Consider the following 12,074-nt stretch of genomic DNA (forward strand, 5'->3'; position numbering starts at 1 on the left):
CCGGGCGACTCAGGCCCGGCGGAGGGCCGGGGTGGCCAGGGCGGTGAGGCCCGCGGTGGCGGTGGCGAGGGCACAGAGCAGGGTGGGCAGGGTGGCGCCCGCCGCGTCCGCGAGCAGCCCCAGCAGGGCGTTCGCGAGCACCAGGGCCAGGCTCTGCACGAGCGTCAGCAGCGCCTGGACCCGTGAGAGGTGGCTGTGCGGCGCGCCGGTCAGCACCAGCGGGCCGAGGTGGCAGGCGAAGAGCCCCGCGCCGAGGCCCGCCACCGCACTGCCGGCCACCGCTATCGCCGGTTCCCCGGCCAACGCCAGCAGCGCGGTCCCCGCCGAGGCCGTACAGAGCCCGGCCGCCGCCCCCACACCGGCCCGGGGCAGCCCGCCCCGCCGGGCGACCAGGCCGGCCACCGCGAGCACCCCGGCCGCCTGCCCGGCGCTCACCAGTCCCGCCGTCCCGGCCGCCCAGCCGTGGGCCCGGGCGAGCAGCGGGCCGAGCAGCGACACCACCGGCAGCAGCGCCCCGGCCGCCGCGCCGGTGAGCAGCAGCGCGGCCCGCAGCAGCGGGTCGGCCAGGGCGAGCCGGACTCCGGACGCCGCCTCGCGCAGCAGTCCCTCCCGCGGGCCGGACGGCTCCTCCTCCCGGGGGCGTACCCGCAGCAGGACCAGCAGCATGATCCCGAAGCTCGCCGCGTCCGCCAGCGCCGCACCGGACAGCCCGCCGGCCGCGACCAGCAGGCCGCCCAGCGGTGCCCCGAGCAGAACGGCGCTCTGCCCGCCGGCCTGCCGCAGGGCGAGCGCCCGGGGCAGCCGGTCGGCGGGCACCAGGCGGCGCGGCATCGAGCCGCTCGCCGGGAGGTGGAAGGCGTCGACCGTCCCGATCACGGCCGCCGCCGCGACCAGCAGCCACAGCGGCGTTCCCCGGTCGGCCGCCACCAGCGCCAGCGCGCCGGTCGCGACCAGCATCACCGTGTCCCCGACGAGCATCACCCGGCGGGCGCCGAACCGGTCGGCGACCGCGCCGCCCAGCAGGACCAGCGCGGTGCGCGGCACCGTGATCGCGGTCAGGACCAGCCCGGCCGCGCCGCCGCCGTGCGCGGAGGCGGCCCAGCCGAGGGCGAAGTACAGCGCGGCGTCGCCCAGCAGTCCGGCCTGGACCCCGGCCAGCCAGAACAGGTACGGACGGGGCAGCGCGACCGGGGCCGGTGCGCCGGTGGTGGTGGTCATGCCGGGCGACGCTAGGCCCCTCGACCAGGTCGAGGGCAAGCACGCCGAGGGCGCCGCCACCGGCGGACGACCGACGAACTACCGGCGGACCACCGGCTCCTGGAGCTCGGTGACCCACCCCGCCTGGTCCTCCGGGCACTCCAGGTACAGCTCCCGGGCGTAGCCGGCCGAGCGGTAGCCGTTCTGCTCGATGAAGCGGGCGAGTTCCTGGCTGCTGCCCAGCACCTCGTCCATCGAGCCGCGGTGCACGATGGTCGCCGCCTCCTCGATCGGCGGCAGGTCGAGCACCTCGAAGTCGTGCGCGCCCGGCCGCACCGACGAACCGACCGGGATGCCCACCAGGACCAGCACCGCGCCGTTGCCCTCCGGTGCGTCCTGGTAGTGGGCAACGGAAGGACCGGTCGCCTCGATCCCGGCCTCGGCCAGCCGCCCGCACAGCTCGCCGAACAGCGGCCCGATCACCGGTCCGATGTCCTCCGGCTCGTAACTCGCGGCCACACCGCTCAGTTGGGCCACCCGGACGGACGGCACCGGCTTCACCACGACATCGTGTGCGGACATGGTCCCCTCACTCTCGATCGTCCGGAGCCTCGCCTCCACCCGGGCCAGCCGCAGCTCGTCGGCCGCGATCGCCTCGGCGAGCTGGGCCCGCCGCAACCGCAGCATCCCGCGCAGTTCGGCCGGGTCCACCCGCTCGTCCAGGACGGCCCGTACCTGCTGCAGCGTGAAGCCGAGCTCCTTGAGCGCGATCACCCGGTTGAGCCGGGCGAGTTGGGATGCCTCGTAGAAGCGGTACCCGCTGACCGGGTCCACCCGGGCGGGCCGCAGCAGTCCGATCGCGTCGTAGTGGCGCAGCATCCGTACCGACACCCGGCCGTGGCTGGCGAAGTCTCCGATGTTCAACATGGTGCGACCACTCCATCCCCTACCACCGTGTCAGGGTCAACCCCGCTCGCCCACCACCCCCCGGGGAACGCGAAGGGCGGGTGCCGAACGATGTCGGCACCCGCCCTGAGCAGGTGGTTCTCCTACCGGCGGAGAGCGTGGGATTCGAACCCACGGTACGGGGTCACCGCACGACAGTTTTCAAGACTGTTCCCTTAGGCCGCTCGGGCAGCTCTCCAGGCGGAGGTCAGCCTAACGGGTCCGGAGGGGTTCGGTGCACACGTTTCCGCGCGGGCCGTGGGTTACTGGTCGCCCTCGCGCTGGCCGAGGGTGACCTTGGTGTTGAGGGTCTGGCCGTTGCGGGTGTACTCGACGTCGACGGTCTCGCCGGGCTTGTGCGTCCAGATCCGGCTGACCAGGGCCGGGCCGTTCTCGATCGGGACGCCGCCGAGCTTGGTGATGACGTCGCCCGGCTTGAGGCCGGCCTTGTCGGCCGCGCCGCCGGGGGTGACGGCGGGCTGGCCCTGGATGTCCTTGGTCTGGATCTGCGCGCCGTCGCCCTTGTAGTCGTCGTTGCGCAGCACGTCGAGCTTGGCGTAGACCGGCTTGCCGGTCTTGATCAGGGTGTCCGCGACCCACTTGGCCTGGTTGATCGGGATGGCGAAGCCCAGGCCGATGCTGCCGGCCCGGCCGTTGGCGGAGGCGTTGGACTGGATCGCCGAGTTGATGCCGATCACCGCGCCGCCGGAGTCCAGCAGCGGGCCGCCGGAGTTGCCGGGGTTGATCGAGGCGTCGGTCTGGAGGGCGTTCATGTACGAGGCCTGCGAGCCGGTGTCGTCGCCGGAGGCTACCGGGCGGTCCTTGGCGCTGATGATGCCGCTGGTGACGGTGGACTCCAGGCCGTACGGTGCGCCGATCGCGACGGTGGCGTCGCCGACGTTGACCTTGTCGGAGTCGGCCAGCGGCAGCGGGGCCAGCTTGCTCTTGGGCGGGTTGTCGATCTTGACCACGGCGACGTCGTAGCCCTCGGCGTGGCCCAGCACCGAGGCGCTGTAGGAGGTGCCGTCGGCGAACTTGACGGTCAGTTTGCCGCCGCTGAGGGTCGGCGCGACCACGTGGTTGTTGGTGAGGATGTGGCCCTCGGTGTCGAAGACGAAGCCGGTGCCGGTGCCCGACTCGCCGTTGCCCTGCGCCTTGATGGTGACGACGCTGGGCAGCGCCTTCTGCGCGATGGCGGCGATCGAGCCGGGGGCGGGCTCGTTCTTCTGGGTGTCGCTGGCCTGGACGGTGGTGCTGCGGTGGTCGTTCGCGGAGCTGTTGCGGTCGACCCCGTCGGCGACGGACACGCCGAGCGCGCCGCCGGCCAGGCCGGCGACCACCGCGACGGCCGCGATCAGGGCGACCAGGCCGCCGCGCTTCTTGCGCGGGCCGCCGGGACCACCGGGACCACCGGGGTAGTCCGCCGGGTAGCCGAGCGGGCCGGCCGGGCCGCCGGGGTAGCCGGCGCCGCCGGAGGTGGAGTCGTGGGTGGGGCCCCAGCCGCCGAGCGGCTGGCCGGCCCCGAAGGGGTGGTGGCCGTGCGCGGCGGGGGCGGCGGCCGGAGCGGCGCCGAAGCCCTCGTGAGCGCCGGCGGCGGGGACGCCGTGGGTCGGGGTGGCGTACGGGTTGCCGGCCGGCGGCAGGGCCGGGGCGGCGGGCGCGGCTGCGGCGGGGGCCGCGGCGACCGGGGACGGCGGGGCGGGCGGCAGGACCGGCGGCGGCGCGTCGATGTAGCCGGTGGCCGGGTCGACGGCCGGCTCCTCCGCGACGGGCGCGGCGGGCGCCACGGGCGCGGCGGGCGCGGCAGGCGCGGCAGGCGCGGCAGGGGCCTCCGGCGCCGGCACCTTGGTGAAGGCGACGGTGGGCTTGTGCCCACCCTCGGCCGGGACCCCCTCGGCCGGAACGCCCTCGGCCGGGACGGCGTCCACGGGCGGCGCCGCCTCGACGGCAGCGGCATCGGCGGCACCCGCCTCCGGCCCCGGCACCCGCCGGAAGGCCATGGTCGGCTGGTGCCCGCCCTGAGCGGGGCCTTCGGAAGCGGTCTCGGCCGCCCCCTGGCCGGCGGGCTGCTCCCCCTGCGGCCCGGCGGGCCCAACCTCGCGCTCGGTGCTCACGGACGACCTCCATAGCTGGCAGAACCAAGGACCATAGTTTTTCGCACTGACGATTCGATTGCCGTAAGGACCCCTCTGAAGAACTCATAAGAATCCTTAGCCGGTACCGACACCGGTACCGACGGCCGAGGCTCCCCTCCCCCGCCGGACGTCCCGCGATGCGGACCGTACGCCCTCGGCCTTGGGTGTTGGCCCCCGTGCCGGTTAGCCTGTCGCTCACAACTGACACGCGGGAGCTTGGACCCACCAGGCTGAGAGTGCGCATGTCGACCGTACGCCACGCGAGTGACGGACGTTCGAGGGGGCGCTGACCGCCGGAACCTGTCCGGGTAATGCCGGCGTAGGGAGTATCGGCCATGCCGCCTGCTTCGCCATCCTCTTCTTCGGGTGCGCCCGAGTCCAAGGGTTTCTCCGGGTCCACGGCCACGGCCGTCCTGGACCGCCCCCAGCGGGCCGATCACGTCGAGGCGCCCCTGGTGCTCGACACCGAGCCGCCGCGCACGCTGCGCTTCCGGGACCACTTCGCGCTCTGGATGAACCTGGGCGTCAGTCTGATCGGCTTCTCCACCGCCGCCACCGTGCTCGGCGCCCCCGGCAGCGAGCTGTCGCTGGCCGCCGCGGTGACCGCGATCACCGTCGGTACGGTCGTCGGCACCGCGATGCTCGGCCTGGCCTCGCTGATCGGCGCCCGTACCGGCGCCCCCGCGATGGCGAACCTGCGCGGGCTGTTCGGCACCCGGCTGTCGTACCTGCCGACGGTGCTGAACATCGTGCAGTGCATCGGCTGGGGCGTGTTCGAGCTGCTGACCATCTCGGTGGGCGCCCAGACCGTCGCCCACACCACCGGCTACCGCTGGCTGTTCGTCCTGCTCGCCGGCGCGCTGACCACCGTGCTGACCATCTGGCCGCTGGGCTCGATCGCGGTGCTGCGCCGCTTCGTGGCCGGGGCGGTCGCGGTGGCGATGGTGTACTTCACCGTCCAGCTGGGCCGCCAGGGCGTGCCGGACCCGGGCGCGGGCAACTGGCACGGCTTCCTGGGCGCCACCGACGCGATGATCGCGGTGTCGGTCTCCTTCGTCCCGCTGGCCGCCGACTACACCCGGCACTCGCGCACCCCGCGCTCGGCGTTCTGGGGCAGCTTCTCCGGCTACACGATCGCCCAGGTCTGGTGCTACGTGCTCGGCCTGATGGCGCTGCTGCAGTCGGACGGCGACCCGAACCGGATCTTCGACTCCTTCCTCGGGGTCTGGGCCGGCTGGCTGTTCCTGCTGGTGCTGGTGCTGCGCGAGACGGACCAGTCCTTCGCCAACGTGTACTCGACCGCGATGTCGGTGCAGAACCTGCTGCCGAGGGTGGACCGCCGGGTGCTCTCCGGCGCGATCGGCGTGCTGATCACCGTGCTGGCGCTGCAGATCGACGAGTTCACCGACACCTACTACGGCTTCCTCGGCCTGATCGGCTCGGTGTTCGTGCCGCTGCTGGCGGTGCTCGTGGTGGACTACTTCCTCGGCGCCGGCCGGCGCGGCTGGAACCTCTCCGCCGACGCGCCGTCCCGCTGGCTGATGCTGCTGCCGTGGGCGCTGGGCTTCGCCGTCTACCAGTTCATCGCGCCGACCAAGGTGGCCGACTGGTGGACGGACTTCTGGACCTCCGCCCAGGAGGCGCTGCACTTCACCCCGCAGGAGTGGACCTCGGCCTCGCTGTTCGCCTTCCTGGTGCCGGCCCTGGTCACCTGGGCGCTCACCCCGCTCGGCCGCCGCGCCGCCCGGCCCTGACCGCACCTGACCTGACCTGACCTGACCGAACCGGCGAGGCCCGGCGGAACACGGCAGAACACGGCAGAGCACGACTGAGCACGGCGAAGACGGCCCCACCGGTTGGGGCCGTCTTTGTCCGCGCTTCACTTCCGCCACCTATCGTTGGGCCTGTGACCAGCCCAGACCTGTCCTCGACGGCGGCGCGCACCGTGCCGACCGTCCAGGTGATCGCCCACCGCGGTTCCTCCCACGCCCTGCCCGAGCACACCCTCGCGGCCTACCGGCGCGCGCTCGACGAGGGCGCGGACGCGCTGGAGTGCGACGTCCGGGTCACCGCCGACGGCGCACTGGTCTGCGTGCACGACCGCCGGATCGGCCGGGTCTCGAACGGCCGGGGCACCGTCTCGGCCATGACCCTCGCCGAGCTGGAGGCGTACGACTTCGGCGCCTGGAAGACCGGCCGCCCCAGCACCGACCCCGAGCTGCGCGGCGTGCTGCGGCTGGAGCGGCTGCTGGAGCTGGTGGTGGAGTGCGGCCGCCCGGTGGACCTGGCGATCGAGACCAAGCACCCGGTGCGCTTCCGCGGCCGGGTGGAGGCCGAGCTGCTGCGGACGCTGGAGCGGTTCAAGATCGGCGCGACCCGGGACGGCGGCCGCCCGTCCGCCCGGATCATGAGCTTCTCCTCGATCGCGCTGGACCGGGTGGGCGCCGCCGCACCGCAGTACCGGCGGGTCTTCCTGTTCGAGCGGACCCTGCCGCTGCTCGGCCGGCTGCGCGCGGGCTCGCCGCTGCCGGGCGGGGCGCGGATCGCCGGCCCGGGCATCGAACTGGTGCGGGCCCGCCCGCAGCTGGTGACCCGGCTGCGGGAGCTGGGGCACGAGGTGCACGTGTGGACGGTGGACGAGCCGGCCGACGTCGAGCTCTGCCTGGAGCTCGGGGTGTCCGCGATCATCACCAACCGGCCCGCGGAGGTGCTGGCGCAGCTCGGCCGCTGACGGCCGGATCATCGCCGGCTGACCGCCGGCTGATCGTCGGGCGATCCCCCCGGTGATCCACCCGGTGATCGCCCCGGTGATCCCCCGGTGATCCGCCGACGCACCGAGGACCGGCCAAAGCCATACCGTCAGATCCGATCACTTCTGGTCAGCAGTCAAACCTTCCTTGCGCGAAATTGCCGGAATTCTTGCATCCGGGCGACAGAGGGTGAGCACGGAATGACCTGATGTCGACCGTCGGTCGCCGCGCTCGAAATGGGCGGGCGGGATCGTCCGGTGCTCGTTTCCGACGCATTACCAAGGGGCATCTCTCCCTCGGCATACGCTGAAGGAGGTCCGGGGGTGGCGTTGATGGTGGCGCGTGAAGTGCCGACTTCATCGACCATGGCAGTGCCGCACGGCCCAGCGAGTGTCGGGGTCGCACGGCGCCGACTGCGTCGAGATCTGGGTGACCGGCAGATACCGGAACCGGTCATCGATGATGCTGTTCTGATCCTTTCCGAGCTGTTGAGCAACGCCTGTCGGTACGCCCGTCCGCTCGGCCCGCTGCCGGCGCTGGGGCGCGGCTCCCGGGCCGAGGTGCTCGGGCAGGTCCTGGTCGGTGTCCCGTCCGGGCCGCACGCCGCGCCGGGCGGCCGGGAGTCCGCCGAGGGCTCGGACGAGCCGGGCGGCGGGGTGCTGGTCCACTGGCAGATGCACGCCGACGGGGTGCTCACCCTGGAGGTCACGGACGGCGGGGCGGCCACCCGGCCGCTGCCCGCGAGTCCCTCGCTGACCTCGCGCGGCGGCCGCGGCCTGAGCATCGTCGACCAGCTGGCGAGCGACTGGGGCGTGCGCGACGCCCCGGGCGAGGTCACGGTCTGGGCGGCGCTGCCCGCCCGGGCCCGGCACGCCCGGCGCACCGGAGGCGATGCCCGTAGCGCATGAGCCGGGCTCGGGGAATGTGTCGTTAGGCTTCCCGGGACACAGGACCACCGTTCCCGGGAGAGCCGCAGCATGGGCAAGAAGGCCGCCAAGAAGGCGCCGCAGCGCCAGTCCACCACCGCCGTCACGGGCGAGATCCCCGTGGTCGGGGCCCGCGAGGACTGCCCCTGCGGCTCGGGCCGCCGGTACAAGGCGTGCCACGGCCGCGAGGCCTCGCACGCGGTGCAGGAGCTGGTGCACCGCCCGTTCGAGGGCCTGCCCGGCGAGGCCGACTGGGTGGCGCTGCGCGAGCTGGTGCCCGCCGCCACGGTGCCGCTGACGCTGGCCGCCGGGGTGACCGAGGGCGCGACCGGTGACGTCCCGTCGGTGACCCTCGCCACCGTGCTGCCGCTGGCCTGGCCGGCCCTGCGCCGCCAGGACGGCTCGATCCTGCTCGGCCTGCAGACCCAGTCCTCCTCCGGCGACCTCAGCCGCGACCTCGCGGACGCCCTGGAGCTGGCCCTGGCCACCGAGCCGGGCAGCCCGGTGCCGGCCCGCCGGACCGTCCCGGGCGGGCGCCGCCTGCAGGACCTGCTGGACAGCACCGCCGCGTTCACGCCCGCCGTGCACACCGGCTTCGAGTTCTGGCTGGAGGACGCCGAGGCCGCCACCGGCGAGGTCGCCGCCTCCCTGGAGCGCGCCAACGCCTCGGCCATCCCGACCGAGAAGCTCGCCGGCGTGGACTCCGCCTACTGGTGCGGCACCCCGGACAAGAACCACCTGCGCTGGGTGATGACCGTGCCCGAGGAGCAGCTGCTGGACGCGCTGGCCCGGCTGAACGCGGCCGACGAGGCCTCGCTCGGCCCGGACACCCGCCTGGTCGGCTCCTTCCGCGCGCACGGCCTGACCGTCCCGGTGTGGGACCTCCCGCTCGAGATGACCGCCGCCGACTGCGAGAAGCCGGCCGCCGAGTTCGCCGCGCGGCTCGCCTCCGTACTCGCCGACGGGACCCCGCTGACCGCCGAGGAGCGGCGCGCCCGCGCGAACCTGGTGAACCGTCAGGTCACCCTGAACTAAAGCGCGCGGGATCCGCGTGATACGCGTCACATTGTCGTGGTGAACGCGCAATTTCCGGGCGTGGAGGGCGTCTTGGAAATTGGCGCGAGCGCGGATCCTTGTTACTGTCTAAAGAGTCCGGCCGCTGGTGCATCCCCCGTCGCCAGCGGTCGGATCTTTTGTTTTTCCGGAGCGCCCCATCGGAGCGCCCGCACGGATCATCCCGACGGAGCGCCCGCGCGGAGCCCCGCCCTCAGTGGGCCGAGCGTCCGCGGTCCAGTCGGACCGTCGCCTCCACCAACTCCCCCAGCAGCGGCCCGACCTGCGGCAGCCAGACCCCGCCGCCCGCGCCCGGCCGCGGAGCCAGCACCCAGCGCACCCTCCCCCAGCCTCCGGCCGGGGGGACCCCCACCGCCGCGCCTCCGGGCGGCAGCGGCAGGAAGCCGCCCGGCCCGTGGTAGCGCAACGACCCAGGCACCCAAGGGAGTTGGACGAGCATGTCACCGAGCGCGTCCAGCGAGTACGGAGCCACCAGCAGCGCGTAGCGGCCCGGCATCGCCAGCACCGGTCCGAGCGGCAGGCGCAGCGCGCTCAGGTAGACCAGTGCCCGGGCTCCGGCCTCCGCGGGCAGGCTGACCGCCGAGACGGTGCAGCCGGTGGCGGCCAGCACCGGCGCGTCCGGGCACCGCCGCTCCCACCACCAGCGCACCATCCGGGCGTCCGTGGTGGCGGCCAGCAGCGAGGGGTCGTGCGGGTGGGCGCCGGGGACGGTGCAGTCCGGGTCGCCGCAGGAGCAGCGGCCGTCGCACAGCACGGTGCCCGGCACCACGGGCCAGCGGTGGTCGACGGCGGCCGCCAGGGCCGCGGCCAACCGGGCGGAACGCTCCTCCGACCGGCTCTTCGGGTTCTCACGCATGGCGCTCGTTCCTTTCCCTGACCGCTCGGTTCGCTCCGCTCCACCGGCGTCCGTCGGGATCCTCCGTGCGGGCCGCCGCGGCGGGCCCCGGGCGGCGCGGGGCGGGGCGGGGCGGCGGGGCGGACGGCGCGGCTGCGACGTGGAGCAGGTGTGGAGCACGACATGAAGGGCCGCGCACCGGCACAGCCCTTGGAACGAGAATCCCGTACGCGACCGGATGGACGCCGCCCGGGCGCGCTTGGTTCCACCGTACGAGTGAGAGAGTTCCGGCCAGAGCGGCTCTCGGGCGGCACGGACATACGATCCGGACGGCCGCCCGGGTCCGTCCTCCCGGTTCTGCCCGCTCGCGGCCCGCTCCATGCCTGCGGGCTCCACGGGCGCGCGTACGCCCCCCGCACGCCCCCCGACCGGGTCGCGCCGGCTGTGGAACGGGCCACCGCGTCGTCCTGGATCTGGACATGCCCCGAATGGCCTGTGTAGAAGTGGTGGCATTGCTGTCGATCAATGACGAGTAGTAGCGAATCGAGGCGAAACACGCCCTTTGGCCGTGCTCGCTCCACATTGGCCTTAGCTGGGGGTTTCGCATGGCACGTAGCACCGCGTCAGGAGTGACGGCATGAACGAGTCCCACCCGTCGACGGCCGTCCCGTCGACGACGACCGCCGAGCCGGGCGAACCCGGCTGCGCAGGCGGGCTCACCGTCCTCGACCTGCCGGACCTGCCCGGCCCCGTCGACGCCCCGGACGGCACGGCGGACGACCGCACGGCCCCGTCCGCCCTGGTGCAGGACCGTTTGGCCGGACGCCTGTCCGATTTCACCAGCCTGCACGAGCACACCGAGCGGCTGGCCCGCACCCGCGGCCTGACCGCCACCCTGGACACCGTCCTCGCCTCCGGCGCCGCCCTGCTCGGCGCCCGGCGCGGCATGCTGGTCACCAGGCGGCCCGGCGGCGGGCCCGGACAGCCAGTCGGCTTCAACCTCGACCGCGCCAGCCTCGGCGCCCTGGAGACCGTCCCGACCGAGCAGAGCCTGCTGGCCCGGCTGCTGCGCGAACTGGACCGGCCCGCCCACATGCACTCCCGCGACCTCGCCGAGGACCCGGCCATCGGCGCCCGGCTGCGCGAACTCGCCGTCCACCTCGGCCTCGGCGGCGCCTACGGCCTGCCGCTCGCCACCGACGAGGACGGCCCGCTCGCCGCCGCCCTCTGGTTCTACGACGAGCCCGCCGAACCGACCGGCTGCCAGCGGGAACTGGCCCGCCACTACTGCGAGATCGCCGCCCCGCTGCTCGCCAAGCAGCTGGAGTCGGACCGGATCTCGCGCACCACCGAGGCGCTGCGCCGCGGACTGCTGCCGGACCGGCTCCCCCAGGCCGCCGGGCTGCGGCTGGCCGCCCGGCTGGTCCCCGCCGGGCTGGAGCGCTCCTGCGGCAGCGACTGGTACGACGCGATCCCGCTGCCCGACGGCACCATCGGCCTCACCGTCGGATCCGTCTCCGGCGACGGCCCCGGGGCGGGCCCCGGCTCCGCCCCCGGCGCGGCCGCCGCGATGGGCCGGGTCCGGGCCGCGCTGCGGGCGTACGCGGTGCTGGAGGGCGAGGACCCGGTCTCCGTCCTGGGGGACCTGGAACTGCTGCTCAAGACCACCGAGCCGACCCGCACCGCGACCGCCGTCTACGCCTGGGTCGAGCCCGAGGAGCGCCGGATCACCCTGGCCGGCGCCGGGCACTGCCCGCCGGTCCTGGTCGGCCGGCACGGCGCCGAGTTCGTCGAGACCTCGCTCTCCGCCCCGCTCGGCATGCTGACCTGCTGGGAAGCGCCCGGGGTGGAGTTCACCGCCGAGCGCGGCGACACCCTGCTGCTCTACACCGAGGGCCTGGCCCGCCGCTGCGGGCCGACCCTGCACGCCGGGCAGGCCAACCTGCGCCGGGCCGCCGCCGACGCCCCGCGCGACGTGCGGATCGACCCGGACCGGCTCTGCGCCCACCTGCTGGCGGTCTGCCCGGACCGGGAGACCCCGGGCACGGCCACCGACGACCTGATGCTGCTGGCGGCCCGCTTCGAGTAGGAGAGGAACAGTTCGGGCCCTGGGGGTCCCCCCGGCCGAAGGCTGGGGGAGGACGGGCGGCCGCACGTCCGTACCATGGACGCACGGCCGCCCGCGCGTGTCGCGATCCGACACCTCCCCCGA

The 12,074-nt window shown here is 74.3% G+C and carries 9 protein-coding genes, 1 tRNA gene and 1 riboswitch; of the genes, 5 read left to right on the forward strand and 5 right to left on the reverse strand.

Going from position 1 to position 12,074, the window contains the following annotated elements; genetic code table 11:
• Positions 1–9 precede the first annotated feature (9 nt).
• The 4 genes from ACGF13_RS03445 to ACGF13_RS03460 all read right to left on the reverse strand — a co-directional run bounded on the left by ACGF13_RS03445 (position 10) and on the right by ACGF13_RS03460 (position 4,256).
• The gene (locus ACGF13_RS03445) at positions 10–1,218 is read right to left on the reverse strand and encodes an MFS transporter (RefSeq protein WP_392868469.1); all 1,209 of its coding nucleotides are present in this window, start codon (positions 1,216–1,218) and stop codon (positions 10–12) included.
• A gap of 78 nt (positions 1,219–1,296) precedes the next feature.
• On the reverse strand, positions 1,297–2,124 hold the full coding sequence (locus ACGF13_RS03450; RefSeq protein ID WP_392868471.1) for a MerR family transcriptional regulator: 828 nt from the start codon (positions 2,122–2,124) through the stop codon (positions 1,297–1,299).
• A gap of 129 nt (positions 2,125–2,253) precedes the next feature.
• Positions 2,254–2,341: transfer RNA gene (locus tag ACGF13_RS03455), tRNA-Ser, on the reverse strand.
• Positions 2,342–2,405: 64 nt separating this feature from the next.
• Complete coding sequence (locus tag ACGF13_RS03460) at positions 2,406–4,256, reverse strand: S1C family serine protease (RefSeq protein ID WP_392868473.1); 1,851 nt, start codon at positions 4,254–4,256, stop codon at positions 2,406–2,408.
• Positions 4,257–4,475: 219 nt separating this feature from the next.
• A riboswitch (TPP riboswitch) is annotated at positions 4,476–4,620 on the forward strand.
• On the opposite strand from ACGF13_RS03460, the gene ACGF13_RS03465 reads away from it, so the two are divergent.
• The 4 genes from ACGF13_RS03465 to ACGF13_RS03480 all read left to right on the forward strand — a co-directional run bounded on the left by ACGF13_RS03465 (position 4,613) and on the right by ACGF13_RS03480 (position 8,988).
• Positions 4,613–6,031 carry a purine-cytosine permease family protein gene (locus ACGF13_RS03465; RefSeq protein ID WP_392868475.1) on the forward strand — a complete coding sequence of 473 codons (1,419 nt, stop codon included), beginning with the start codon at positions 4,613–4,615 and terminating at the stop codon, positions 6,029–6,031. Its footprint overlaps the riboswitch before it by 8 nt.
• A 152-nt stretch (positions 6,032–6,183) precedes the next feature.
• A complete protein-coding gene (locus tag ACGF13_RS03470) occupies positions 6,184–7,008 on the forward strand; it encodes a glycerophosphodiester phosphodiesterase (RefSeq protein WP_392868477.1) in 825 nt (274 codons plus the stop codon).
• Positions 7,009–7,359: 351 nt separating this feature from the next.
• Complete coding sequence (locus tag ACGF13_RS03475; RefSeq protein ID WP_392868781.1) at positions 7,360–7,935, forward strand: ATP-binding protein; 576 nt, start codon at positions 7,360–7,362, stop codon at positions 7,933–7,935.
• 69 nt (positions 7,936–8,004) lie between these two features.
• A complete protein-coding gene (locus ACGF13_RS03480) occupies positions 8,005–8,988 on the forward strand; it encodes a DUF5926 family protein (RefSeq protein ID WP_392868479.1) in 984 nt (327 codons plus the stop codon).
• A 232-nt stretch (positions 8,989–9,220) separates the two neighbouring features.
• Here ACGF13_RS03480 and ACGF13_RS03485 read toward each other — a convergent pair whose 3' ends face one another.
• Positions 9,221–9,883: a bifunctional DNA primase/polymerase gene (locus ACGF13_RS03485; protein WP_392868481.1), complete on the reverse strand. Its 663-nt coding sequence runs from the start codon at positions 9,881–9,883 to the stop codon at positions 9,221–9,223.
• 616 nt (positions 9,884–10,499) lie between these two features.
• On the opposite strand from ACGF13_RS03485, the gene ACGF13_RS03490 reads away from it, so the two are divergent.
• A complete protein-coding gene (locus tag ACGF13_RS03490) occupies positions 10,500–11,951 on the forward strand; it encodes a PP2C family protein-serine/threonine phosphatase (protein WP_392868483.1) in 1,452 nt (483 codons plus the stop codon).
• The last annotated feature ends 123 nt before the right edge of the window (positions 11,952–12,074 follow it).

The sequence above is a fragment of the Kitasatospora sp. NPDC048286 genome, assembly GCF_043201735.1.
Lineage (GTDB): Bacteria > Actinomycetota > Actinomycetes > Streptomycetales > Streptomycetaceae > Kitasatospora.